Below are 22,985 nucleotides of genomic sequence, written 5' to 3'. Positions count from 1 at the left end.
GCATGGACCTTGCCGCCCGCCTGCTCCATCGCGATCCGGCGGTCCTGATCATCGACAAGCCGGCCGGTCTGGCGGTGCATGCCGGACCCAAGGGCGGCGAGCATCTGGGACTTTACCTCGACACGCTCCGCCTCGGCCTGCGGCGTCCCCCGGAACTGGCCCACCGGCTGGACCGCGAGACTTCGGGCTGTCTGGTGCTGGGGCGAACCCGCCAGGCCCTGGCGGCCCTGGGCAGCCTGTTCGCCAAGGGCCTCGTCGACAAGACCTATTGGGCGGTGGTGGTCGGCCGCCCGCGCGAAGACTCCGGCACCATCGACTACGCCCTGAAGAAGCGCGAGAAAAAGTTCGGCTGGCGCATGGAGGTGGACCGCACCGGCCTTCCCTCGGCCACCCGATGGCGGCTGCTGGGCAGCGACGGACGGCTGGCCTGGCTGGAATGCAAGCCGCTCACCGGGCGCACCCACCAGATCCGCGCCCATTGCGCCGCCATCGGCCACCCCCTGGTGGGCGACGCCATCTATGGCCGCGGCACCGGCACCATGGCCGGCGACCGGCTGATGCTTCACGCCCGCTCCATCGTCCTGCCGCTGGAGCCGGGCAAGCCGCCCATCACCGCCGAGGCCCCCGTCCCCGAGCACATGCGGGCCGCCCTGGAAGCCTGCGGCTGGCGGGAGTGATAAATAAGCAAACCAATACCGATTTGCTTATTTTCTCTTGACGCGCGGCCCCGCTGCGGGTGAACTATCCTTCCGGCGAAACCAACGGACCGGACAAACAGGGTGGGGGCCATGAAGATCAAGGACATTCTCGTCCATCTGGACGGCGACAACGTCGATAGCGGTACTCTCGCCCTGGCGGTGGACCAGGCCAGGCGTTTCGGCGCCCGGCTGACCGGCCTGTTCGCCCGCAAGGAGGTGAGCCAGACCGCCATGGTCGCCCGCCATCCCAGCAACACCCTGCTGGCCCAGGCCGACGCCGCCCGCAAGGCGTTCGAGACCGCCACCGCCGGCCTCGACACCCGCTGGTGGCAGATCGTCCACGGGGCCGAGACCGACCTGCTGGGCGAGGCGGTGTTCTGCAGCCATTACGTGGATCTGGTGATCGTCTCCCAGCCCGCCGCCTATGGCAAGAACGTGCCCGAGACCATGGTGGAGCAGATCATCCTCAATTCCGGCCGCCCCATCCTGGTGGTGCCGGTGGAATACACCCACCGGCCGCTGGGCAAGCAGGTGGTGATCGGCTGGCGCTCCGCCAAGCAGGCGGCCCGGGCGCTGCACGACTGCCTGCCCCTGATCGACGGCGCCGAACAGGTTCTGGTCGCCTCGGTGCGCGGCTTCTCGCCCATGGACAAGACCCTGCCCCAGGTGGACATCATCGACCACCTGCGCGTCCACGGCCTGCCGGTCACCGGCGAGCGGGTCAACACCGAAGGCCTGGGCGTCATGGACTCGCTCCTGTCCCGGGCCTACGACATCGACGCCGACCTGCTGGTCATCGGCGGCCATCCCGGCCGCTCGCTGTCCTTCTCCGGCAAGGCGGGCGCCGGCACGCGGCACATCCTGGCCCATGCCAGCATTCCGGTGCTGTTCAGCTGCTGATGCCATAACTCGAAGGGATGCGCGAAGGGACCAGTCCCTTCGCGTTTTCTTTTCCCGATCTCCCAAAGAAAAGGCCCCCTTCCCGACCGGGAAGGGGGCCTTTGGCGTCAGAGCGCCGGCGCCGGTCCTACTTCTCGAAGTAGATTTCGACGCGGCGGTTCTTGGCTTCCTTGGTGTTGGCCTTGGTGGGCACGGCCAGCTTGGAGAAGCCGAAGGACTTGGCGTCCACCGACTTGATGCCCTGCTTGGCCAGCTGCTTCTCGACCGCGGCGGCGCGGGCGCTGGACAGCTTGTCGTTGTACTTGGCATTGCCGACGGTGTCGGTGTGGCCGGCCACGTAGATGGTGGTGGGCTTGATCTCGGCGGCGGCGGCCTCGACTTCCTTCAGGGTCTTCAAGGCCTCCTTGGTCAGGTTCGACTTGTTGAAGTCGAAATAGACGATGAAGGTCTTGACGATCTTCTTGGCGGGCACGGCGGCCTTGACCTGCAGTTCGGGCTCGACCTTCAGGAAGGCGGCGCGGCAATCGGAATTGGTGTCGCCCTCGGCCTCTTCCTCGATCCAGCAGTCGAACATCACCTGGGCCTTGGCGGCGGCGGCGGGGACGCGCTCGCGGGCGCCGTTGCCGAAATAGCCGACCAGACGGGCGCGGGCGGCGTCCAGTTCCTTGACCCGGTCGGGCATCAGCGGCCAGTCGGCGGTCACTTCCGGATCGGTGATCTTGCCCTGGTGGGCGGCCATGCCCTTGCGGGCGAAGACGACGGCGTGATCCCACTCGTGCTCGACGGTGGCCTCGTGCTTGGCGTAGCCCTTGTACTCGGTGAACAGCGCCTTGGTGAAGGGCGAGCCCATGGTCGGGGCGGGCGCCTCGAGGATCTCGTTGACCTCGGCCACTTCCCAGGGAGTGGCGCAGGCGCCCAGCAGGGCGGTCATGCCGATGGCGGCGGCCAGATGCAGGAACTTCATTGTCATCGTCTCCGGTGGTGTCGTTGCTTGGTGAAAGAATCAGCGTCCGAAAAGCTTCAGCGGGTTCAACCCCTCGGCGGGGGACTTGCCGCCCCCGGTTCCGGGAATCAGGCTTTCCACCGCCTTGCCCACGTTCTGGACGTTCTGCTTCAGCAGGGCTTCCAGGTCGGGGCGGTAGCTCAAATTGTCCCAGGGGCCGGTGACCAGCACCGGCACCACGATTCCCGCCGCGCTGCCGCCGCCCTGGCCTTCCAGGCTGGCGACCACCTTGGGATCGATGCGGTAGTTCACCGTGCGCTGGGGCAGGTCCACGTTGCCCTTGCCCTCGACGCGCAGCAGCGGCGATTTCAGGGCAAGGTCGTTGTTGGTGAGGATGCCCCTGGCGATGGTGAAGGTGCCGCCCAGCTCGGCGAAATCGGTCTTTTCCGTGGTGCTGGACCCGCCGGTAAAGGCGGTGGCCACATTGCGGACCATGGCGGCGAGATTGATGCCCTTGATGGCGCCGTTGAGGAAGGTGAGCGCCCCCTTGCCGTTCAGCGACGAGACGATCTGGCGCTGGGTCTTGCCCTGGCCCGTCACCGCCACGTCGAAATTGCCGGTGCCCGACAGGCGGTCGGTATCGGCGGCGTCGGAGAGGAAGGGCTCGGCCTGCAGGCCCTTCAGCTGGAACGAGGCGTCAAGCCCCACGCCGGGCTGCGAGCCGTCCAGGGCCACGCGGCCCTTGCCGGCGCCCTGATAGAGCGCCAGTTCGGTGAGATCGGCGGCGAGGCGGCCGTCCTTGATCGCCAGACGCAGCGCGCTTTTGCCCACCTTGATCTTCCTGACCAGGATGCCGGCGCAGGTCAGCGAGAAGTCCACGTCGGCGGCCTTGAGGCCCGAGGCGTCGATGGGATCGTCGCTCCAGCCCTGCTGCGCTTTGGCCGGCTGCGCTCCGCCGCCACCCGTGGCGGCCTTGCCGTCGCCGCCCTTGGCCGGAGCGCCCTCCGGCGGCAGGTAGGGGTTGACGTCCAGCATGTCCACGTCCAGGCGGCCCTTGATGTTGGGCTTGGAACCGCTGGTGTTGACGGTGACGTCGCCCTTGGCCTTGATGGCGTCGATGGCGATGTTGGCCTGGGTGAAGGCGATCTGGCCCGGCGCGGCGGCCAGCCTGCCGGTGATGGCCAGCGGCCCGAGGCCGTTGCCGGCCATGGTGATGGGCGAGCCGGCCCAGGCGGCCAGATTGCGGATGGACGGCACGGTCAGGTCGAGCATGCCATCGACGCCGGGCTTGGCGCCGCCGGTGGCGTTGCCCTTGAGACCCAGCTTGACCGGCTCGGAGGTGACGGCGATGTCCAGCGCGCTCGACTGGCCGTCCATCAGGGCCTTCAGGCTGGCGACGCCCAGGGCGAGTTCGATCTTCTTGCCGTTCCATACCAGGCTGCCCTTGGCCGACAGCGGCTCGGACAGGCTTTTCAGCGCCACCTGGAGGTTGATGTCGCTCACCTCCTGCCTGGCGCCGGTCTTGCCGTCGATCTGGGTCAGCTTGCCGCCGGTGATGCGCACGTCGCCCAGGCGGATGTCGCTGGGGCCCGAGGAGGCGGCCGCCGGCTTGTCGGCGGGCTTGTCGGCGGGTTTGGCGGCGGTGGCGGCCTTGTCGCCGGGCGGGCTGTCGAACACCCAGTTGCCCTTGCCCTGGCGGTCGGTCTCCAGCGTGATCACCGGATCCACCAGGACGAAGCTGTCCACCTCGACCTTGCCGCCCAGCAGCGGCATCAGCTTGAGGCGCACATCCACGGCGCCCAGGCGGATCAGGTCCTTGGTGGAGAAGCCGGGCGGATTGGCCAGGGCGACGTTGCCCACCTGCACCGACAGCGAGGGGAACACGGACACCGACACCTTGCCCTGGATGGACAGGTCGCGGCCGGTGGCGTTCTTGACCCCGGCGACCACTTCGCTCTGGATTCGCTCGGCGGGAATCAGGGACGGAAGGGCGATCAGTGCGCCGATGATCACGAGGATCAGGGCGCCGACGGCGATCAGGACTTTCTTCATGTGCATCCCCCGATGCCCGAGGACGCCGAAATCCAGCCATAAGGGGCTTGGTCGGCTCCTTCCCATAGGACATTCAGCTTATACCCATGGACGAATTTGTCCAGCTACCCTATGGAATCATTCCGAAGCGAGGTGTGACGTCCTGAACCGGCAGGATATTGCCTATGTGGCGGCGCCGGGGCCGTAGCGCAGGACCTGAACCTTCTCCAGGGTGATCAGCCCCCTGTCGCCCATCATCACGTCGAGGATGGGCAGGAAGGCGTCGACGCGGTCGGGGGCATCGACGATCTCGATCACCACCGGCAGATCCTCGGACAGGGCCAGGACCTTGGCGCTGTGCAGGCGCGACGAGTGACCGAAGCCCAGCGGGCCGCGCAGCACCGTGGCGCCCGCCAGGTTGCTTTGGCGGGCCTCGAGGACGATGGCCTCGAACAGGGGCCTGCCGTCGTGGCGGGCCTGCTCGCCGACGAAGATGCGGAGCAGGGCGGCGTCCTTGGGAATGCGCATGATCGGACTCCTAGCGATTGAGCACCATGGCCGCCGCGTGCCCCAGCCACACGGCCAGCAGGCACAGCGCCACCGATCCCATGACGTTGAGGCCGGCGGCCAGCCATTCGCCGCCCTCGGCCAGGGCCAGGGTCTGCAGGCTGAAGGACGAGAAGGTGGTGTAGCCGCCGCAGATGCCCACCATGAAGAAGGTGCGCCACTCAGCGGGAACGTATAGGCGGCCCTCGGTGGCGGTCAGGGTGGCGAACAGGCCGATGGCCGCCGAGCCGGTGACGTTGACCACCAGGGTGCCCCAGGGGAAGGTTCCCGCTCCGGCATTGGAAATCACCGCCGACAGCCAGTAGCGCAGCGTGCCGCCGATGGCGCTTCCCAGAGCGACCAGGGCATAGGTGAACATGCGCCGCAATCCGAATGGTTGGCCGATGGCTCCGACTATGCCCCGTCCTCCCGCCCGGTCAACCGGAAACGCCGTCCGCGAATATTGCGTATAGGTTTCAGTCCCCGACTCGCCCTATATTGGGGCGGGTTCGGGATGAGCATTCCCATCGGGCGAGAGCCCGGGGCTCCGGGGGGAGCCGATAAAGGGGGGAGACCATGCGTCATCGTGATTCTCGGTTGTTGCCATGACGGAGCTTGACCCAGCCGGCCTGGCCGGGGTGCTCGAGGACAGCCCCATCGGCGTTTCCATCTCGCGCAAGCGCGACGGGGTGATCGTCTTCGCCAACCATACCTTCTGCGAACTGATCGGCGTGCCGCGCGCCAAGGTGGTCGGCTCCAAGGCCCGCGACTACTACGTGGACGACCAGCAGCGCGCCACGGTGATCAATTACATGAAGCGCCACGGCAGCGTCGATCATGCCGAGGTGCAGTTCCGCCGCTCGGACGGCGCGCCGTTCTGGACGCTGCTGACCATCCGCGAATCCCTGTTCGGGACCGAGCCGGTCAACCTCGCCTGGGTCTACGACATCACCGACCGCAAGAATTCGGAGGAACGGCTGCAACTGGCCGCCAAGGTGGTGGAGACCGCCAACGAGGGCATCATGATCACCGGCCCCGACGGCACCATCGAGGCGGTCAACACCGCCTTCACCCGCATCACCGGCTTTTCCCTGGACGAGGCCATCGGCAAGAAGCCCAGCATCCTGAAGTCGGGCCGCCACGACAACGACTTCTACCGCGACATGTGGCGCTCCATCCTGGATACCGGCCAGTGGCAGGGCGAGGTGTGGAACCGGCGCCGCACCGGCGAGGTGTTCATCGAGTGGCTGTCCATCGCCACGGTGCGCGACGCTTTCGGCGAGGTGTCGCACATGCTCGGCATCTTCAGCGACATCACGGCGCGCAAGGAAGACGAGGAGCAGGTGTGGCGCCAGGCCAATTTCGACGCCTTGACCGGCCTGCCCAACCGCTCGCTGTTCCTCGACCGCCTGGGCCAGGCGGTCAAGGCGGCCAAGCGCGACAAGACCCGCTTCGCCCTGCTGTTCATCGACCTGGACGGCTTCAAGAAGGTCAACGACAGCTTCGGCCACGCGGTGGGCGATCTGCTGCTGCAGGAGGCGGCGGCGCGGCTTTTGCTGTCGGTGCGCTCGTCGGACACCGTGGCGCGCCTGTCGGGCGACGAGTTCACGGTGATCCTTCACGACGTGGAGGGGCGCAACGAGATCGGCAACGTGGCGGCCAAGGTGGTGGCCCGCCTCGCCGAACCCTTCGAGCTTGACGGCCACGACGCCAACGTCCAGGCCAGCGTCGGCATCGCCGTCTTTCCCGACGACGCCGACGACGCCGCGCTGCTGATCCGCCTTGCCGACCGGGCCATGTACACGGTCAAGGGATCGGGCAAGAACAATTTCGGCTTCCATGAGATGCCGGAACGGCTTGTCTATCCGCTGGATGCGTGACGTCCCGCCGGGAGGATGTGGCCGGGACGGCCGCGCTCCGGATCGCGACCTGTTTTCCGGAGCGCGGGCATCCTGCCCGCCCTCTTCCCGCTGATCGGCCGTTGACGGGCGGCACGGAAATGTCATCCTGAGCATGGCGAAGGATGACGGCCCCCCTTCGCCATCTGGACGGAGAAAGCCATGTTCACCCTGACGCCGCTCGAGACCGAGGCGCTGCGCCTGTCTCTGCTGGTGTCGTTCTGGGCGGTGGCGGCGTCGCTGCCGCTGGGGGTGGGCTGCGCCTGGGTTCTGGCCCGCCTCGACTTTCCCGGCAAGAGTCTGGTGGACGGCATCATCCACCTGCCGCTGGTGCTGCCCCCCGTGGTGGTGGGTTACGGCCTGCTGGTGCTGCTGGGCCGAAGGGGCGTGGTCGGCGCCTGGCTCCACGATTGGTTCGGCATCACCGTGGCCTTCACCTGGAAGGGGGCGGCGGTGGCCTCGGCGGTGATCGCCTTTCCCCTGATGGTGCGTGCCATCCGCCTGGCCCTGGAAGGTGTCGACCGCGGCCTGGAGCAGGCGGCCCGCACGCTGGGCTGCGGCCCCATCCGCACCTTCTGGTCGGTGACCCTGCCCCTGGTGGCGCCCGGCCTGCTGACCGGGGTGATCCTGGCCTTCGCCCGTTCGCTGTCGGAATTCGGCGCCACCATCACCTTCGTCTCCAACATTCCGGGCGAGACGCGGACGCTGCCCATCGCCCTTTATGCCCTGACCCAGGTGCCGGGGGGCGACGAGGCGGCCTTCCGCCTGTGCGTCATCTCGGTGGTGGTGGCCTTCGCCGCCCTGCTGGCCTCGGAAGTCCTGGCGCGGCGCGTCCAGGCCCGGCTGAAGGGATAGGGCCGCCCGTGCTGGAAATCGACGTCCGCCGCCGCCAGGGCGATTTCAGCCTCGACGTCCGCCTGTCGGCCGGGTCGGGGGTGACGGCGCTTTACGGCCGCTCGGGCTCGGGCAAGACCTCGGTGATCAACATGGTGGCCGGGTTGTCCCGGCCCGACGACGGCGTGATCCGCGTCGACGGCCGCGTGCTGTTCGATCGGAAGGCGGGTATCGACCTGGCGCCCGAGGCGCGCCGCCTGGGCTACGTCTTCCAGGAGCACCGGCTGTTTCCCCATCTGTCGGTGCGCGGCAACCTGGAATTCGGCCAGAACCTGCTGCCGGCCGCCGAGCGGGTTCAGTGCTTCGACACGGTGGTGGAGTTGCTGGGCATCGCCCACCTGCTGGACCGCCGCCCCGCCAAGCTGTCGGGCGGCGAGAAGCAGCGCGTCGCCATCGGCCGCGCCCTGCTGGCCAGCCCCCGCATCCTGCTGATGGACGAGCCGCTGGCGGCGCTGGACCCGTCGCGCAAGGCCGAGCTGCTGCCCTTCATCGCCCAGCTGGCCCGGCGCTTTGCCATCCCCATCCTGTACGTCAGCCATTCCATGGACGAGGTCATGCGCCTCGCCGACACGCTGGTGCTGATGGATGGCGGCAAGGTCGCCGCCTCGGGACCGCTGGAAAGCCTGATGGGCGATCCGACGTTGCGGCCGCTCACCGGCCGCTACGAAGCCGGAGCGGTGATCTCCGCCGTGGTCGCCAGCCATGATGCCGGCTACGGCGTCAGCCGTCTGGCCTTTGACGGCGGCACCCTGATCGTCAGCCGCTCGGAATTGCCGGTGGGAGCCCGGGTACGTATCCGCATCCACGCCCGCGACGTGGCCATCGCCATCGAGCCGCCGGAACGGGTCAGCATCCGCAATGTGCTGCCGGCCAGCGTGGTCTCGGTGGCGGCCGCCGGTTCCTTCCTGGTGGACGTGGTCCTGGCCTGCGGCGCCACCCGCCTGTGGGTGCAGATCACCGCCCTGGCCCAGGCTCAGCTGAACCTGATGCCGGGCATGCGGGTTCATGCCCTGATCAAGGCCCTGACCATCGCCCGGGGCGACATGGCCTCTGTGGATTAGCTCCTATACCGATCGGCAGATTTGTCCTAGGCTTTAGTCCTGGCTGTCGAGGAGGAGGGTGTTGATGAAAGCCTGGGTGCTGCTGGTTCCCCTGATGTTGGGCATGGCCGCCGGTCACGCCTCGGCCGCCGATGGTGGTGGCCTGGGGACCATTCTCAAGGATGCCGCCACCGACGCCGCCGGCCAGGCGGCGCGTGACACGATCGACAAGGCCGCGCCGCGCCGGGATGACCGCGACCGGGACGTCCGCGACAGGGACCGCGATCGCCGCGACCGCGACGCGCGCGACCGGGATCGTGACCGCCGTGATGACCGCGACCGGGACCGCGACCGGGATTACCGGGACCGCGACCGTGGCGAGGGGCCGGGCAAGTCCTACGAGCACCGCCGCGACGGACGGGGCGCCCAGGACAATCCGGGACGCGGCAAGAAGAACCGCGACGACTAGACGGGACTCCGCTGCCGGCCATGAACCCCGCCCATATCCTGGTGGTGGACGACGATTCCACCACCAGATCGATTCTCGATGCTCTGCTTCGCGCCCAGGGCTACCGCGTGACGTCCTGCGCCGGCGGCGAGGACATGTGGGCGGCCTTGGCGGCCGGCCCCGCCGATCTGGTGATTCTCGACGTGGAGATGCCGGGCGAGGACGGCTACACCCTGCTCCACCGCCTGCGGGAACGCTCGGCGCTGGGGGTGATCCTGCTGACCAGCCATACCGCGCTCGAGCACAAGCTGCACGGCCTGGAGCTGGGCGCCGACGAATTCCTGAGCAAGCCGGCCGACCGCCGGGAATTGCTGGCCCGCATCAAGTCCCTGCTGCGCCGGGCACGGCCGGCCGCCAAGCCTCCGCCGTCGCGCCCCGCGTCGTGCCCGTCCTGCGGCAGCCGGGTGCGCTATTCCCTGCAATCGGACGCCGGAGCCATCGGTTCGTGCCCGGCCTGCGGCTGGTCGAAATTCTACTCGGCCTGATGGCGGCAGTCGCAGCCCCGCCCGGCGGCGATCCAGCGCCCCACCAGCCGGGCGGCCCAGCGACGGGGCAGCAGGGGGATGAAGCGGTCGGGCGCGGCCAGCACGCCGCAGACGTAACGTCCGCCTTGCCACTCCAGAGCGGGGCAGGGGCCTTGCCGGCGGCGGAACAGCACCATTCCCAGCGGGCAGGCCTCCACCGCGCAGCACAGGCCGCAGCCGTTGCAGGGCGCGCCCAAAGCCGGCTTGTCCGGGGCCTCGGCGCGCAGTTCCACGTTCATTGAGTGATGCGGGCGGGACGCCCGCGCTCCATGATGTTCCATGTTCAGGGAGTGATGCGGGCGGGACGCCCGCGCACCACGAGGGCTGCTCCTTTCGGAGCGCGGGCGTCCCGCCCGCAATGCCCGCAGAAAGGCGTCACAGCGTCACTTCGTGCTCGAAGTAATCCTTGTTGCGGATGTCGGCGCCCGACTTGGTGCGGTCGATGTAGACGACGCGCCAGCCGGGCATTTCCTCCTTGATGCGCCGGGCGATGTTCAGCGCCCGGGTCTGGAAGGCCTCGATCACCGCCGGAGTCACCGCCTCGATGCGGTCGACGGATTCCTTCCACGCCACGATCTCGGATTTGAGGCCGGGCGACAGCAGCACGGGGGCGGGTTCGGCGGTGTCGTCATCGCTGTTCCACACCCCGTCCGAGCCGTAATAGCACATCAGGCGCACCCAGATATGGCGGTCGCCGCCCCGCCCCGGCGCGCCGGTCACCGTCATGGACGACAGCCGCGAATTCTCGGCCCTGAGGCGTCCGATCTCGGCGGCCGCCTCGGCCAGCAGCCCGGCCAGGCAATTGCGCTCGTGGCCTCCCTCGCCGCAGCGGCAGGCGGGGGCGGGAAAACCCTGCAGGCGGGAAATCAGGTCGGACTCGGACATGGCGAATTACCCCTGTTGGCGCGTGCCGCAACAATAGACCTCAACCCGCCGGCGGACCCGCGCTCTGTGGTGCGGTCGGCCATGCAGGGAACGGATTTCCCAACCCTTTCAGGCGGGACGGGATGCGGCCGGGACGGCCGCGCTCCATGGTTCCCGTCATGGAGCGCGGGCATCTTGCCCGCATGGCAGGGTCAGCCACTCCCTGGTCCAGGCCAGGGCGGCGTCCAGATGAACCTTTGCCGCCGGACTCAAGGGTTCCCCCAGTTCGAAGGCCTCGCCGGCGATGGCCAGCAGGGTGCAGGGCGGCGGCGCGCTTCCCTTGATCTCGGCGTAGACGTGCATGACGCCCTGGGGCGACAGGGCATGGCTGGTGAACGAGCCATCCCTGGCAGGTTGGATGGGTTCGGCCCGGAACGGCGCGTCCGCCGCCGCCGCCGAGGCATCGACGAACAGCACCCGGTCGCGCCCCTCCAGGTCGAGGGCATGCTCCACCTGCAGCTGGAAATCGGTCAGGAGATCCACCTCGCCCCATTGGGGATGGCTGGCCCGCAACGCCTCGACGGCGTCCAGCAAGGCCGGCCCCAGGGCATCGTCGCCCCGCGACGGATTGCCCCAGCCGAAGATCAGGGTGGGGGCGGTCATGCTTTCGTCCCGTTCAGGCGTGTCATCCTGAGCGTAGCGAAGGATCTTTCAGGCAATCGCGGCGCCGCTTTCGGCTGAAAGATGCTTCGCGCTTGCTCAGCATGACATTCCAGGAACCTCACTTGCCCACCCGCCCCTCGGAATCCTTGGTCATGCGGTCGATCTCGCGGCCCGAGGCATCCACCAGCGACACCTCCAGCGGCATCTTGCCCAAAGCGTGGGTGGCGCAGGACAGGCAGGGGTCGAAGCAGCGGATGGCCACCTCGATGTGGTTGAGCAAGCCTTCGGTGATCTCGTGGCCCTGCAGGTAGTTCTTGGCCACGTCCCGCACCGCCACGTTCATGGCGGTGTTGTTGTTGGTGGTGGAGACGATCAGGTTGGCATAGGTCACCACGTCGTTCTCGTTGACGCGGTAATGGTGGAACAGGGTGCCGCGCGGCGCCTCGATGACGCCGATGCCTTCCTCGCGGCGCGGCCCCGTCGCCATCAGCTCGGCGCCCATGATGTCGGGGTCGAGCAGCAGGTCCTTGATGGTCTCGGCGGCGCACAGCATCTCGATCATGCGCGCCCAGTGGAAGCCGAGAGAGCCATGAATCGGCTTGGCTCCGCCATAGGCGACGAACTCGACCCGCTCCTCCTCCGCCTGTGGCGTGGGGATGCGGTCGCAGTTCTGGATGCGGGCGAGCGGGCCGACCTTGTACCAGCCCTTCTCCTCGCCCAACGTGGTGATGTAGGGGAACTTCATGTAGCTCCAGGGCTTGACGCCCTCGGTCAGCAGGGTGTTGTAGCCCTGGTAGCTGACCTGATCGAAGATCACCTCGCCGTCCCTGTCCCGGGCGCGGAGCGCACCGTGGTAGAAGTCCAGGGCGCCCTTGTCGTCCACCAGGCTCATCATGGTGGTGGGAACGTTGCCGAACACGTCGTAAAGGGCCGGGTTGGCCTTGTGCAGCTGCTTGATGATGCGCACCGCGTCGCGGCTCCAGGCGATCATCTGGTCGGCATCCTTCAGGAGATAGTCGCGCTCTTCCTGGGAGAGCGACTTGTTGACGCCGCCGGGGATGGAGCCGGTGCCGTGCACGCGCTTGCCCGAGGTGACGCGGATCACCTCCTGGCCGAATTTCCTGAGCAGCACGCCCATCTTGGCCACGTCGGGGTTGGCCGCCGCCACGCCGACGATGTTGCGCTTGGCCACATCCGAGTCGAAGCCGAACAGCAGGTCGGGGGACGACAGGTGGAAGAAGTGCAGGGCATGGCTCTGCAGCATCTGGCCGTAATGCATCAGGCGGCGGATCTTTTCCGCCGTTGGGGTCAGGACGCCGCCATTGACGATCATGTCCATGGCCTTGGACGCCGCCAGATGGTGCGACACCGGGCAGATGCCGCACAGGCGCTGGACCAGCACCGGCACTTCCCAATAGGGGCGGCCCTCGATGAACTTCTCGAAGCCCCTAAACTCGACGATGTGCAGGCGCACCTGATGCACCTGATTGTCGTCGTCGAGCAGGATGGTGACCTTGCCGTGCCCCTCGACCCGCGACACGGGCTCGATGACGATGCGCTTCAGCGCGTCGGGGTTCTTGGCGGTTTCCAGTTCGAATTGGTGCCTCATCGCGGGCGTTCCTTCAGTCGTAATGGATCAGGCCGTGGCCCAGGGTGGGCGTGCGGCCGGCCAAGAGATCGGTGAGAAACTTCCAGATGGCGTCGCCGCTGGGCGGGCAGCCGGGCAGGAAGTAATCGATGCGCACCACCTCGTGCAGGGGATGGACCTCGTTCAGGAGCAGCGGGATTTCCGGATCGTTGGGAATGTGCACGCCGCGTCCCGGCCGGGCGTAGACGGCGGCCAGGATGTCCCTGATATCCAGCGAATTGCGCTGGGCGGGCAGGCCGCCGTTGATGGCGCAGGCCCCCATGGCGATCAGGATCTTGCAGTTCTTCCTGAATTCGTGGAGCACATGCACGTTCTCGGCATTGCACACGCCGCCCTCGATGATGCCGAGGTCGCAATCGGGGCTGCAATGCTTGATGTCGGTGATGGGCGAGCGGTCGAATTCCACCAGCTCCACCAGATCGAGGATGCGCTCGTCGATGTCGAGGAACGACATGTGGCAGCCGAAACACCCCGCCAGCGAGGTGGTGGCGACCTTGAGCTTGCGCTTCGGCAGGGGAGCGTTCATCACACCTGCTCCTTGACGGGGGCGTATTGCGCCGGGTTGTCGCTGATGGGGGCCTTATCGAAACGGCGCTGGCCGTAGGGCACCTCGAAACCGTGGCGCTTGTGCAGGATCACGCCCACCGGACAGACATTGGCCGCCTTGTCGGTGGCCGCCAGGTTGGTGTCGCCCAAGCGGCCACTTTCGGAATTGCAGATCAGGTGCTTGGTGTTGCCCCGCCCCGACAGGGCGAAGACGTTCTTCTTGTCCACCTCGGCGCTGGCCCGCACGCACAGCTCGCACAGGATGCAGCGGTTGAAGTCCAGCAGGATGTCGGGGTGGCTGGAATCCACCTCGCGCTTGGAGAAGTATTGCGGGAAGTGCGGGTCCATGACGCCCAGGTCGTAGGCCAGGCCCTGTAGTAGGCACTTGCCGCTCTTCTCGCAGGAGGGGCAGTAATGGTTGCCCTCGACCAGCAGCATCTGCACCAGGGTGCGGCGCAGGTCGAGGATTTCCGGCACCTCGCTCTCCACGTGCTGGCCTTCCTGGGCCGGGGTGGTGCACGACGCGGCGGCGCGGCCGGGGATCTTGACCACATTGCCGTCCTCGGTGGTCACGGTGCGCGAATCGATGCGCACCGTGCACAGCTTGCACGAGCCATGGGGCTTGAATTCCGGGTGGTAGCACAGATGCGGGATGTACTTGCCCGCCGACAGCGCCGCCTGGATGATGGTCTGGCCTTCCTCGAAGGGGATTTCCTCTTCATCGAGGAAGAAGGTCTTGGGATCGCTCATGAGGGGTCTCCCGCCTTGGTGCCGAGGCCGGCCCGGGATTTACGGTGGGCGATGTGGAAGTGGGCGCCGGGATCGTCGCGTCCCGTCACCTCGCGCATCTTGGACAAAGCCTTGTCCAGGTCGAAGGCCGGCTCGAAGTCGCGGACGTTGAGCCGCAGCTCGTAGCTGGGCCGGAACTTCTGCAAGGTGTCGGCGGCGCAATTGCCCGCCGTCTGGCCCAGGCCGCAATGGCTGGCGGTCTTGAGCGTGCGGATCACCCGCCAGATGTCGTTGATGTCGTACTCGCCGCCATGGCCCTCGTCGATCTTGTCCATGGCGTTGGCCAAGAGCGTGGTGCCCACCCGGCACGGCGTGCAGAAGCCGCAGCTTTCGTCCTTGAAGAAATGGGCGAAGTTGCGCGCCACCTGGAACATGTCGCGGGTGTTGTCGAACACCATGAACGAGCCGCCGGTGGGGATGTCCTCGAAGGCGATGCGCCGGCCGAACTCGTTGGGCGCCACCGTCAGGCCCGAGGCGCCGGCGATCTGGCAGGCCTGGGTGTCCCGCGCGCCGCAATCGGCCAGGATCTGGCTGACCTTGACGCCGTAGGGATACTCGTAGATGCCCGGCCGCTGGCAATCGCCCGAGATGGACAGGATCTTGGTGCCGGCCGATTTGGGTGTGCCGATGGATTTGTACCAGGCGGCGCCCTTGGCGGCGATCAGCGCCGCCGAGGCCAGGGTCTCCACGTTGTTGACGGCGGTGGGCTGGCCGAGATACCCCGAGGTGACCGGGAAGGGCGGGCGCTTCCTGGGCACGCCGCGCTTGCCTTCCAGGCTTTCCAGCAGGGCGGTCTCCTCGCCGCAGACATAGGCGCCGGCCCCCAGGTGAATCTCGATGTCGAAGTCGAAGCCGGTGCGGCCCAGGATGCTGTTTCCCAGCAGCTTGGCGGCGCGGCGCTTCTCCAGCACCGCGTTCAGGGGCTCCAGCAGGTAGCGGTATTCGCCGCGCAGATAGACGAAGCCCTTCTTCGCCCCGATGACGTAACCCGAGACCGTCATGCCCTCGAACACCATGTCGGCGTAGGAGGACAGCAGGACGCGGTCCTTGAAGGTTCCGGGCTCGCCCTCGTCGGCGTTGCACACCACGTAATGGGCGGGATGAGCCCCGCTGCCCACGGCGTTGCGGCAGAACTCCCACTTCTGCCCGGTGGAGAAGCCGGCGCCGCCCCGGCCGCGCAGGCCGGATTCCTTGACGGCCTCCAGCACCTCCTGCGGGCTCCTGAGAGCCTTCAGCGCGTCGCCGGGCTGGAAATCGGCGCCCAGCAGGGCGTCCTTGCGCTGGATGTTGTCCTCCACCCGGAAGAACTCGGCCGGCCATTCGGCCAGCGGCGTCCTGTGGCGGATCAGTTCGACCATCTGGTCCACCCGCTCCGCCGTCATGCGGGTGACGGGGCGGTAATTGACCAGCAGGGCGGGGCCCTGATCGCCCAATCCGGTGCACGACGTGGTGTCGACGCTGACCAGCCCGTCCTCGGACACCCTTCCGGGCTTCAGCCACAGCTTCTTGCACATGCGGGCCATCAGGTCGGCGTTGCCGGCCATGCGGTCGGTGATGTTGTCGCTCCACAGCACGCGATAGCGGCCCAGGGGCTCGGTGTGGAAGAAGTGGTAGAAGCCGGCCACGCCCTCGACCCGGCCGCGGGGCAATCCGGTGCCCTCGGCCACCCTGGTCAGGATGTCGGGCGACAGCCACTCGGTCTCTTCCTGGATTTCGCGCAGAATCTGCATCAGCCGGGTGCCGTCCGACCCGTGGCGGGCCAGAACCTCCCGGATCACGGCGCCTTCATCGACGCCGTTGGAATTGACACCAGGCATTGACGATCTCCCCAGCCGTTCGTGGCCACCTTGCATTGGGCAAGGCTTGAAAAGCCTACACCCGGCGAGGGCATCCGCCAACCCGGGACATGGCCGTTCCTCCTTCCGCAGGATCATGGCTGGAAGGACGACATGGCACGGCTTCAAGGTGGATGGTTAGAAATGGCGTTGTAATCGCCGTAATGCTGCAGTAGAACGGTTATATCAGTACTGAAGGCGGTCTCGATGGCAAATCCACAGGCTAGGCAGTCCGAAAGAAAATGTACCGTCCGCCTCGCCAAGGTGGCAGACATTCCACAAGTGATTGCTATCGATACCGAGAATACTGGTCTATCCAAGGCCGAGTATTGGGAGGATTTGTTCGAGCGCTACAATAACCGCTCGACTGATGTGGATGATGATACCCAGCCGAAATCCGTAAAACGGTACCGATTTTTCTTGGTGGCCTGCGATGGTGATACCGTTCTTGGATTCATCATCGGTGAAGTGCGCGCCTGGGAATTCGGTTCGCCGCCCTGCGGCTGGATCTTCGCCGTGGGCGTGCGCAACAACATCCGCCAGGGCGGCGTCGGCCACGTGCTGCTCGAGGCGCTGAACGACCGTTTCCGCAAGGCGGGGGTCAACAAGGTGCGCACCATGCTGGCCCGCGACGATACCCTGATCATGAGCTTCTTCCGCAGCCAGGGCATGATGGCCGGCCCCTTCATCCAGTTCGAGAAGGATCTTTGATGAAGCTCCAGAAAGCCACGCGCTGCGCCCTGTTCGCCATCCTGGAGCTGGCCTCGGGCCAGGACCGCCAGCTGTCGGCCAACGAGATCGCCGAGAAGTACGGCATCTCCACCAACCATCTGGCCAAGGTGCTGCGTTCGCTGGGCCGGGTCGGGCTGGTGGAGGCGGTGCGCGGCGCCGGCGGCGGCTACCGCTTTTCCGGCAACCGGCGGCGCACCACCCTTCTCGACATCATCCAGCTGTTCGAGACCATCGATCCCATCCGCAACGGCGAGCGGGAAGACGGCGACGACACCGCCGAGGGCAAGGGCCTGTGCCAGGTGCTGATGGAGATCGAGGACACGGCGCGAGCCACCTTCGCCTCCATCACCCTCGACACCATGCTGAAGCTGGTGGAAAAGCACCGGTAGCAGGGCAGGCCACTTATAGCAGCCGGCCTTTGAGGTGACTCGTTCTGTCATCCTGACGCCCAAAGGGTGGAAGGATCTTTCAGCCGCAGGCGGAGCCGCTTGCACCTGAAAGATGCTTCGGCTTCGCCCACGGGTGTCCGGTTTAATTCGGCCAGCACTGGTCTCTTGCCTGGTTTGAGATGGCTCCACCGGAATGGGGATACGGAAAAGCCTCTTCAACCACCAAGACACCAAGGACACCAAGAGGACGGAGCTGATCGCCCCGCCCAACCTCACCGTCATGGCCGGGCATCGTCCCGGCCATCCACGCGGATCCGCTGGAATGCCTTATGAAACAATAGTCCCTGCCGATGGGCGTGGATGCCCGGAACAAGTCCAGGCACGACGCACCTGGAATGTCCTCTTGGTGTCTTGGTGGTGAAAAAACCCGTCCGCCAGAACCCGGGCAATTGAACCGGACAGCCGTGGGCTTCGCCTCGGCATGACAGGTCAGTTCATTGGCCGGCCGGTATTATACCAGCCTGCGCTGACCGCGACTCACGAAGGGGATTCCCAAGAAGGGCAGAATGTGAGTCACTCTGGCAAACAGCCGGAGATTTGCCGTGGCAGCGCCGATCCCCCTTCGCCTCGATTATGATGGTCCCGTCCTTCGGGCTCTTGCTCGTCGGTCGAGGGATGCTGACCAGACGCGTCGTCTTCTGGCGCTGGCGTCAATCTACGACGGTGGCAGCAGGAGATCGGCGGCCAAGCTGGGCGGGGTTGGCCTGCAAATTGTCCGGGATTGGGTTGTTCGGTTCAACACGCACGGCCCGGTTGGCCTGATCGACCGCAAGGCTCCTGGTCCGGTGTCGAAACTGAACACCGCCCAACGCCAGACCTTGGTGGACAAAGTGGAGCGCGGCCCGATCCCGGCGGTGGATGGCGTCGTCCGCTGGCGGCTCAAGGATTTGGCCCTGTGGATTCTCGAGGATTTTGGCATCTCGCTGGATGAGACGACGCTGGGGCGGGAGCTGAAGGCCCTGGGCTTCCGCAAGCTGTCGGCCCGCCCCCGCCATCATGCCCAGAACGGCGATGCCGTCGAGGATTTTAAAAAAGTTTCCCCTCCGAGCTGGCGGCGATCCGGGCCAAGCTGCCTCACGGAACCGACGTAGAGGTCTGGTGGCAGGACGAGGCCAGGGTCGGGCAGAAAAACAAGATCACGCGGCGGTGGGCCAAGCGGGGAACACGCCCCTCGGCTCCCCATGACCAGCGCACCCAGTCCGCCTACATCTTCGGCGCCATCTGCCCCGAGCGCGGCGTCGGTGCCGCCCTGGTCCTGCCGCGCTGCGACACCCTGGCCATGCAGTGGCACCTGGATGAGATCGCATCCCAGGTGAGGCCGGGAGCCCACGCCGTCCTCATGCTCGATCAAGCGGGATGGCACACCACCGACAAGCTGACCGTGCCGGACAACATCACCATCCTACCTTTGCCGCCCCGCTCGCCGGAACTCAACCCGGTTGAGAACATCTGGCAGTTCATCCGCCAGAACTGGCTCTCCAACCGTGTCTTCGAATCCTACGATCAGATCATCGCTCTGTGCTGCCATGCCTGGAACAAGCTCATCGACCAGCCATGGAAAATCATCTCCATCGGTCGGCGCCAGTGGGCCCATGGGTTTTAATCAATGCAGGTTGGTATTACTGCGTCGGTCGTGCCTGTCCCGGCGCTGCGGGGGCCGGCGCCTTCGGCTTGGGCTTGGGCTGCTGCTGGGGCGCCGGGGGCGCGCCCGGCTTGGCGCCGCCGGGGGCGGGCTCCTCGGCCCAGCGCATGGGGCACAGGCCGGAATCGCGGCTGTGCCAGTCCCTGATCAGGGTGGAGCGCAATTCCTCGGTGGGGCGGCCCTTGGCGTCCTTGGTGGTGCGGCGCAGATAGACGTTCACCGAGGGGAAGTGGTTGTTGTCGAAGCGGAACGTGCCCCGCAGCGAGGGAAACTCGGCGCGCCGCAGCGCGTTGCGCACCGCCTCGCGGTCGCTGGTCCGGCCCCCGGTGGCGCGCAGCGCGGCGTCCAGCATCTGGGCGGTGTCGTAGCCGTGGGCGGCCCAGCCGGTGACGGGACGGCCGAATTCCTGCTCGAAATCGGTGGTCATGCGCCGGCCCAGCGGCGTATCGAGGTCGGGGCTCCACGGCGCCACGTTGAGCACGTCCATGCCCGCCTCGGTCATGGCGGGCAGCATGGGGCGCTCCCAGCCTTGCCAGATGCCGATCATGGGCAGGTCGGACTTCAGGCCCGAGGCGGCGAATTCGCGGGTGAAGGCCAGCCCCATGCCGCCGGTCAGCAGATTGACCACGGCATCGGGGTTGGCCCGGCGCAGGGCGGTGATCTCGTCGGTGAAGCGGGTGGTGCCGTGGCGGGGCCGCAGCACCTCGACCACCTCGCCCGGCCAGGCGCGGCCGATGGTGCCCACCGCCTGGTCGGTGGCGGGGGCATCGGTGCCGATCACCATCACCCGGCGCATCTTCTCGGCGGCCAGATGGGCGCCGATGGCCTCGTGGATGGCCTGGACCGGCGTGGAGACCTGGAAGAACCACGGCGAGCAGCCGGCTCCCGCCAGACCGGCCGGGGCGGCGTCGAGATTGAGGACGAAAGCGCGGGAATCGGTCAGCGTCCTGACCATGGCCGACATGGAAGGCAGGGTCACCGCCGTCACCACGAAATCCACCTTTTCGCGTTCCAGCAGCTTGCGGGCCACCGCCAGGGCGGTATCGGGCGAGCTCTTGTCGTCCTGGACGACGACGCGCACCTCCTGGTTGGCGAAACGGCCGCCCAGATGGCGCATGGCGATGGAGAAGCCATCGACGCTGTCCTGGCCGGCCATGGCGCCCGGCCCCGACAGGGTGGCGATCACCGCCACCACGATGGTGGGATTGGACACGCCGCTGGCGGCGGGCAGCGCCGGAGCGGCGGCCGGGGCCAGCAGGAGCGGAAGGCAGAGAAGGGCGGCGCGAAGGGGGCGCATCACGGCCTCAGGCGTTCGGCCACCCGTTCGAAGCCCTCCACCTTGCCCAGCGGCCCGATGGCGGCGAAGGTGGGTTGGCCCGCGAACAGGCGCCGCGCCACCCGGGCGCAATCCTCGGCGGTGATGGCCTCGACCTTCTCCACCACCTCGGCCACCGGGACGGGGCGGCCGTAGATCACCACCTGGCGGGCCAGCTGCTCGCAGCGCGACGTGGTGCTTTCCAGGCTCATCAGGATCGAGGCCTTGAGCTGGGCGCGGGCGCGCTGCACCTCGGCCTCGTTGACCCCGCCGGTGACCTTGACGATCTCGTCGCACATGACGGGAATCAGTTCCGCCACCTCGTCCTCGCCGGTGCCGGCATAGACGCCGAACAGCCCGCCATCCGCATAGGACGAGGCGAAGGAGTAGATGGAATAGACCAGCCCGCGCTTTTCGCGCACTTCCTGGAACAGCCGGCTCGACATGCCGCCGCCCAGCAGGGTGGACAGCACCGAGGCCGAATAGTAGTCGGGGTCGTCATAGGCGACGCCGTCGAAGCCCACCACCACGTGGACCTGCTCCAGCTCACCGCGCTCCTCGCGGAAATCGCCGCCCATGTAGCGGGCCACGTCGGTGACCGCCGCCTGATGGGGCGGCAGTTGCGAGAACGCCGCCTGGGCCGAGGCCACCAGATGGTCGTGGTCGATGCGGCCCGAGGCCGACAGCACCATGCGCGGCGCCGAGTAATTGCCGCGCAGGTAGCCCAGGACCTGATCGCGGCTCATGGCGCGCACCAGTTCCTCGCTGCCCAGCACCGGCCGGCCCAGGGGCTGGTCGGGATAGGCGGTGGCCTGGAAGTGGTCGAAGATGATGTCGTCGGGGGTGTCGATGGCCTGGTTGATCTCCTGGACCACCACCGCCTGCTCGCGGGCCAGTTCCTCGGCCTCCAGCGTCGAGTGCTGCAGGATGTCGGCGATGATGTCCAGCGCCAGGGCGGAATCCTCCTTCAGCACCTTGGCGTAATAGGCGGTGTGGTCCCGCGCCGTGTAGGCGTTGAGGTGGCCGCCCACCGCGTCCATCTCCTCGGCGATGTCCAGCGCCGAGCGCCGCGCCGTGCCCTTGAAGGCCATGTGCTCGAGCAGGTGGGAGACGCCGTTGATCTCCACCGGCTCGTGCCTCGTGCCGGCATCGACCCAGACGCCCAGCGACACCGTCTCCACCGTGTCCATGGGATCGGTGACGATCTTCAAACCGGAGGGCAGGCGGGTCTCGCGGATGGTGCTCATGCGCTTGTCCGCGCGGCGAAGGTCCGAACATAGGCCTTCAATGCCTCGGCATCGTTGCCCAGGCGGTCCAGACGCTCGGTCCGTTCGAACAGATCCGCCATGTGGGGCGGCAGGCCGGGGCGCGTGCCCGTGGCCTTTTCCACCGCGTCGGGGAACTTGGCGGGATGGGCGGTGGCCAGGGCCACCATGGCGGCGTCCTTGCGGTGATGGCCCTTGAGGCCGGCGGCGACCCCGATCACCGAATGGGGGTCCAGCGTCTCGCCCGTCGAGCGCTTGAGCGAGCGCATGGCGGCCAGGGTCGCCTCGTCGTCGAAGCGATAGGCCTCGAACACGTCCCGCATGGCGTTCCACGCCCCCTGGGGCATGACCATGGCGCCGTTCTTGCGGAAATCGTCCATCAGCCGCGCCACGGCGGTACCGTCGCCGCCGAGGCTCAGGTACATCAGCCGTTCGAAATTGGACGACACCTGGATGTCCATGCTGGGCGAGAGCGTCGGGACCACGCCGTCGGTCTTCATCACGCCGCCCTCGAAGAAGCGGGTCAGGATGTCGTTGGTGTTGGAGCCGACGATCAGCCTGTCCACCGGCAGCCCCATCAGCTTGGCCCCATAGCCGGCGAAGACGTTGCCGAAATTGCCGGTGGGCACCGAGAAGCTCATGGGGACGTCGGGCGCGCCCAGGGCCACGCCGGCGGCGAAATAATAGACGATCTGGGCCATGACGCGGGCCCAGTTGATGGAGTTCACCGCCGACAGGTTCATCTCGTCGCGGAAGGCGGTGTCGTTGAACAGCGCCTTCACCAGATCCTGGCAATCGTCGAAGGTGCCGTCCACCGCCACGTTGCGCACGTTGGCCGACAGCACGGTGGTCATCTGGCGGCGCTGCACCTCGGACACCCGCCCATGAGGATGCAGGATGACGATGTCGACGGCGGCGCGGTCGCGGCAGGCCTCGATGGCGGCCGAGCCGGTATCGCCCGAGGTGGCGCCGACGATGGTGACGCGCTGACCCTTCTTCTTCAGCACGTGGTCGAACAGGCGGCCGACCAGCTGCAGGGCGTAGTCCTTGAAGGCCAGGGTCGGCCCGTGGAACAGCTCCATGACCCACTGGTTGTGGCCCAGCTGCTTCAGGGGCGCCACCGCCGGATGGGTGAAGGAGCCGTAGGATTCGGCGCACAGCTTGGCCAGCTCGGCGTCGGAAAGACAGCCCTCGACGAAGGGGCGCATGACGCGCGCCGCCAGTTCGGCATAGGACAGGCCGCGCATGGCGCGAA

Annotated in this window: 24 protein-coding genes; 10 read left to right on the top strand and 14 right to left on the bottom strand. The window is 67.2% G+C overall.

Features of this window, described 5'->3' with window-relative positions; all coding sequences use genetic code 11:
• Positions 1 to 2 precede the first annotated feature (2 nt).
• A complete protein-coding gene (locus ACV4UZ_RS13660; RefSeq protein ID WP_491601430.1) occupies positions 3 to 677 on the top strand; it encodes an RluA family pseudouridine synthase in 675 nt (224 codons plus the stop codon).
• 111 nt (positions 678 to 788) lie between these two features.
• Positions 789 to 1,598 (top strand): universal stress protein, encoded by an 810-nt coding sequence (locus ACV4UZ_RS13655; RefSeq protein ID WP_491601358.1) that lies wholly within the window; start codon positions 789 to 791, stop codon positions 1,596 to 1,598.
• Between the two features lie 127 nt (positions 1,599 to 1,725).
• On the opposite strand, the gene ACV4UZ_RS13650 is transcribed toward ACV4UZ_RS13655, so the two are convergent.
• The 4 genes from ACV4UZ_RS13650 to crcB form a co-directional block, all read right to left on the bottom strand.
• Positions 1,726 to 2,562, bottom strand: a complete 837-nt coding sequence (locus ACV4UZ_RS13650; RefSeq protein ID WP_491601357.1) for an OmpA family protein — start codon at positions 2,560 to 2,562, stop codon at positions 1,726 to 1,728.
• Positions 2,563 to 2,601: 39 nt separating this feature from the next.
• A complete protein-coding gene (locus ACV4UZ_RS13645) occupies positions 2,602 to 4,593 on the bottom strand; it encodes an AsmA family protein (protein WP_491601356.1) in 1,992 nt (663 codons plus the stop codon).
• 162 nt (positions 4,594 to 4,755) lie between these two features.
• The gene (locus tag ACV4UZ_RS13640; protein WP_491601355.1) at positions 4,756 to 5,100 is read right to left on the bottom strand and encodes a DUF190 domain-containing protein; all 345 of its coding nucleotides are present in this window, start codon (positions 5,098 to 5,100) and stop codon (positions 4,756 to 4,758) included.
• A 10-nt stretch (positions 5,101 to 5,110) separates the two neighbouring features.
• Complete coding sequence (gene crcB / locus ACV4UZ_RS13635; RefSeq protein WP_491601354.1) at positions 5,111 to 5,497, bottom strand: fluoride efflux transporter CrcB; 387 nt, start codon at positions 5,495 to 5,497, stop codon at positions 5,111 to 5,113.
• A gap of 226 nt (positions 5,498 to 5,723) precedes the next feature.
• On the opposite strand from crcB, the gene ACV4UZ_RS13630 reads away from it, so the two are divergent.
• The 5 genes from ACV4UZ_RS13630 (at position 5,724) to ACV4UZ_RS13610 (ending at position 9,943) form a co-directional block, all read left to right on the top strand.
• A complete protein-coding gene (locus ACV4UZ_RS13630; protein WP_491601353.1) occupies positions 5,724 to 6,998 on the top strand; it encodes a diguanylate cyclase domain-containing protein in 1,275 nt (424 codons plus the stop codon).
• A gap of 180 nt (positions 6,999 to 7,178) precedes the next feature.
• Entirely contained in the window at positions 7,179 to 7,871 is a 693-nt protein-coding gene (gene modB, locus ACV4UZ_RS13625) for a molybdate ABC transporter permease subunit (RefSeq protein ID WP_491601352.1), read from the top strand.
• An 8-nt stretch (positions 7,872 to 7,879) separates the two neighbouring features.
• Positions 7,880 to 8,971, top strand: a complete 1,092-nt coding sequence (gene modC, locus ACV4UZ_RS13620) for a molybdenum ABC transporter ATP-binding protein (protein WP_491601351.1) — start codon at positions 7,880 to 7,882, stop codon at positions 8,969 to 8,971.
• 64 nt (positions 8,972 to 9,035) lie between these two features.
• A complete protein-coding gene (locus tag ACV4UZ_RS13615; RefSeq protein ID WP_491601350.1) occupies positions 9,036 to 9,419 on the top strand; it encodes a Prostatic spermine-binding protein precursor in 384 nt (127 codons plus the stop codon).
• A gap of 20 nt (positions 9,420 to 9,439) precedes the next feature.
• A complete protein-coding gene (locus ACV4UZ_RS13610; protein ID WP_491601349.1) occupies positions 9,440 to 9,943 on the top strand; it encodes a response regulator transcription factor in 504 nt (167 codons plus the stop codon).
• Here the strand turns inward: ACV4UZ_RS13610 and ACV4UZ_RS13605 are convergent.
• From ACV4UZ_RS13605 to ACV4UZ_RS13575, 7 genes are all read right to left on the bottom strand, one after another.
• Positions 9,931 to 10,221: a hypothetical protein gene (locus ACV4UZ_RS13605; protein ID WP_491601348.1), complete on the bottom strand. Its 291-nt coding sequence runs from the start codon at positions 10,219 to 10,221 to the stop codon at positions 9,931 to 9,933. The two genes, ACV4UZ_RS13610 and ACV4UZ_RS13605, sit on opposite strands and share 13 nt — an antisense overlap.
• Before the next feature lie 136 nt (positions 10,222 to 10,357).
• Positions 10,358 to 10,867 (bottom strand): hypothetical protein, encoded by a 510-nt coding sequence (locus ACV4UZ_RS13600; RefSeq protein ID WP_491601347.1) that lies wholly within the window; start codon positions 10,865 to 10,867, stop codon positions 10,358 to 10,360.
• A gap of 156 nt (positions 10,868 to 11,023) precedes the next feature.
• On the bottom strand, positions 11,024 to 11,509 hold the full coding sequence (locus ACV4UZ_RS13595; protein WP_491601346.1) for a hydrogenase maturation protease: 486 nt from the start codon (positions 11,507 to 11,509) through the stop codon (positions 11,024 to 11,026).
• Between the two features lie 118 nt (positions 11,510 to 11,627).
• Positions 11,628 to 13,118, bottom strand: coding sequence for a Ni/Fe hydrogenase subunit alpha (locus ACV4UZ_RS13590; RefSeq protein WP_491601345.1), 1,491 nt, complete (start codon positions 13,116 to 13,118; stop codon positions 11,628 to 11,630).
• A 13-nt stretch (positions 13,119 to 13,131) separates the two neighbouring features.
• Entirely contained in the window at positions 13,132 to 13,683 is a 552-nt protein-coding gene (locus ACV4UZ_RS13585; RefSeq protein ID WP_085371854.1) for an NADH-quinone oxidoreductase subunit B family protein, read from the bottom strand.
• The gene (locus ACV4UZ_RS13580; RefSeq protein WP_491601344.1) at positions 13,683 to 14,453 is read right to left on the bottom strand and encodes a 2Fe-2S iron-sulfur cluster-binding protein; all 771 of its coding nucleotides are present in this window, start codon (positions 14,451 to 14,453) and stop codon (positions 13,683 to 13,685) included. The genes ACV4UZ_RS13585 and ACV4UZ_RS13580 overlap by 1 nt, the downstream gene beginning before the upstream one ends.
• The gene (locus ACV4UZ_RS13575; RefSeq protein ID WP_491601343.1) at positions 14,450 to 16,309 is read right to left on the bottom strand and encodes an NAD(P)H-dependent oxidoreductase subunit E; all 1,860 of its coding nucleotides are present in this window, start codon (positions 16,307 to 16,309) and stop codon (positions 14,450 to 14,452) included. The genes ACV4UZ_RS13580 and ACV4UZ_RS13575 overlap by 4 nt, the downstream gene beginning before the upstream one ends.
• A gap of 225 nt (positions 16,310 to 16,534) precedes the next feature.
• On the opposite strand from ACV4UZ_RS13575, the gene ACV4UZ_RS13570 reads away from it, so the two are divergent.
• The 3 genes from ACV4UZ_RS13570 to ACV4UZ_RS13560 all read left to right on the top strand — a co-directional run bounded on the left by ACV4UZ_RS13570 (position 16,535) and on the right by ACV4UZ_RS13560 (position 19,111).
• Positions 16,535 to 17,038 carry a GNAT family N-acetyltransferase gene (locus ACV4UZ_RS13570; protein ID WP_491601342.1) on the top strand — a complete coding sequence of 168 codons (504 nt, stop codon included), beginning with the start codon at positions 16,535 to 16,537 and terminating at the stop codon, positions 17,036 to 17,038.
• The gene (locus ACV4UZ_RS13565; RefSeq protein WP_491601341.1) at positions 17,038 to 17,448 is read left to right on the top strand and encodes an Rrf2 family transcriptional regulator; all 411 of its coding nucleotides are present in this window, start codon (positions 17,038 to 17,040) and stop codon (positions 17,446 to 17,448) included. The genes ACV4UZ_RS13570 and ACV4UZ_RS13565 overlap by 1 nt, the downstream gene beginning before the upstream one ends.
• A 602-nt stretch (positions 17,449 to 18,050) precedes the next feature.
• Positions 18,051 to 19,111, top strand: a protein-coding gene (locus tag ACV4UZ_RS13560; RefSeq protein ID WP_491601340.1) for an IS630 family transposase whose coding sequence is annotated in 2 segments (ribosomal slippage) — positions 18,051 to 18,543 and positions 18,543 to 19,111 — 1,062 coding nt in all. Because the reading frame shifts where the segments join, the coding sequence is not laid out codon by codon here.
• 16 nt (positions 19,112 to 19,127) lie between these two features.
• Here ACV4UZ_RS13560 and ACV4UZ_RS13555 read toward each other — a convergent pair.
• The 3 genes from ACV4UZ_RS13555 to thrC all read right to left on the bottom strand — a co-directional run.
• Positions 19,128 to 20,447, bottom strand: coding sequence for an ABC transporter substrate-binding protein (locus ACV4UZ_RS13555; protein WP_491601339.1), 1,320 nt, complete (start codon positions 20,445 to 20,447; stop codon positions 19,128 to 19,130).
• Complete coding sequence (locus ACV4UZ_RS13550) at positions 20,447 to 21,712, bottom strand: M16 family metallopeptidase (RefSeq protein WP_491601338.1); 1,266 nt, start codon at positions 21,710 to 21,712, stop codon at positions 20,447 to 20,449. The genes ACV4UZ_RS13555 and ACV4UZ_RS13550 overlap by 1 nt, the downstream gene beginning before the upstream one ends.
• A partial coding sequence (gene thrC, locus ACV4UZ_RS13545) for a threonine synthase (protein WP_491601337.1) occupies positions 21,709 to 22,985 on the bottom strand: 1,277 nt, incomplete at its 5' end. The genes ACV4UZ_RS13550 and thrC, both read right to left, overlap by 4 nt.

It is taken from the genome of Paramagnetospirillum sp., from assembly GCF_058402745.1.
The sequence above is the reverse complement of the archived record's forward strand: the minus strand, read 5'-3'. Positions and strand labels throughout refer to the sequence as shown.

Bases quoted from the DNA above. Each gene is read 5' to 3' on its own strand.
- ACV4UZ_RS13610 (WP_491601349.1), top strand. From the start codon at position 9,440: ATGAACCCCGCCCATATCCTGGTGGTGGACGACGATTCCACCACCAGA.
- ACV4UZ_RS13580 (WP_491601344.1), bottom strand. From the start codon at position 14,453: ATGAGCGATCCCAAGACCTTCTTCCTCGATGAAGAGGAAATCCCCTTC.
- modB (WP_491601352.1), top strand. From the start codon at position 7,179: ATGTTCACCCTGACGCCGCTCGAGACCGAGGCGCTGCGCCTGTCTCTG.
- ACV4UZ_RS13550 (WP_491601338.1), bottom strand. From the start codon at position 21,712: ATGAGCACCATCCGCGAGACCCGCCTGCCCTCCGGTTTGAAGATCGTC.
- ACV4UZ_RS13565 (WP_491601341.1), top strand. From the start codon at position 17,038: ATGAAGCTCCAGAAAGCCACGCGCTGCGCCCTGTTCGCCATCCTGGAG.
- ACV4UZ_RS13645 (WP_491601356.1), bottom strand. From the start codon at position 4,593: ATGAAGAAAGTCCTGATCGCCGTCGGCGCCCTGATCCTCGTGATCATC.
- ACV4UZ_RS13585 (WP_085371854.1), bottom strand. From the start codon at position 13,683: ATGAACGCTCCCCTGCCGAAGCGCAAGCTCAAGGTCGCCACCACCTCG.
- ACV4UZ_RS13575 (WP_491601343.1), bottom strand. From the start codon at position 16,309: ATGCCTGGTGTCAATTCCAACGGCGTCGATGAAGGCGCCGTGATCCGG.
- ACV4UZ_RS13600 (WP_491601347.1), bottom strand. From the start codon at position 10,867: ATGTCCGAGTCCGACCTGATTTCCCGCCTGCAGGGTTTTCCCGCCCCC.
- ACV4UZ_RS13555 (WP_491601339.1), bottom strand. From the start codon at position 20,447: ATGCGCCCCCTTCGCGCCGCCCTTCTCTGCCTTCCGCTCCTGCTGGCC.
- ACV4UZ_RS13605 (WP_491601348.1), bottom strand. From the start codon at position 10,221: ATGAACGTGGAACTGCGCGCCGAGGCCCCGGACAAGCCGGCTTTGGGC.
- ACV4UZ_RS13590 (WP_491601345.1), bottom strand. From the start codon at position 13,118: ATGAGGCACCAATTCGAACTGGAAACCGCCAAGAACCCCGACGCGCTG.
- ACV4UZ_RS13655 (WP_491601358.1), top strand. From the start codon at position 789: ATGAAGATCAAGGACATTCTCGTCCATCTGGACGGCGACAACGTCGAT.
- ACV4UZ_RS13595 (WP_491601346.1), bottom strand. From the start codon at position 11,509: ATGACCGCCCCCACCCTGATCTTCGGCTGGGGCAATCCGTCGCGGGGC.
- ACV4UZ_RS13630 (WP_491601353.1), top strand. From the start codon at position 5,724: ATGACGGAGCTTGACCCAGCCGGCCTGGCCGGGGTGCTCGAGGACAGC.
- ACV4UZ_RS13650 (WP_491601357.1), bottom strand. From the start codon at position 2,562: ATGAAGTTCCTGCATCTGGCCGCCGCCATCGGCATGACCGCCCTGCTG.
- ACV4UZ_RS13570 (WP_491601342.1), top strand. From the start codon at position 16,535: ATGGCAAATCCACAGGCTAGGCAGTCCGAAAGAAAATGTACCGTCCGC.
- crcB (WP_491601354.1), bottom strand. From the start codon at position 5,497: ATGTTCACCTATGCCCTGGTCGCTCTGGGAAGCGCCATCGGCGGCACG.
- ACV4UZ_RS13615 (WP_491601350.1), top strand. From the start codon at position 9,036: ATGAAAGCCTGGGTGCTGCTGGTTCCCCTGATGTTGGGCATGGCCGCC.
- ACV4UZ_RS13640 (WP_491601355.1), bottom strand. From the start codon at position 5,100: ATGCGCATTCCCAAGGACGCCGCCCTGCTCCGCATCTTCGTCGGCGAG.
- ACV4UZ_RS13660 (WP_491601430.1), top strand. From the start codon at position 3: ATGGACCTTGCCGCCCGCCTGCTCCATCGCGATCCGGCGGTCCTGATC.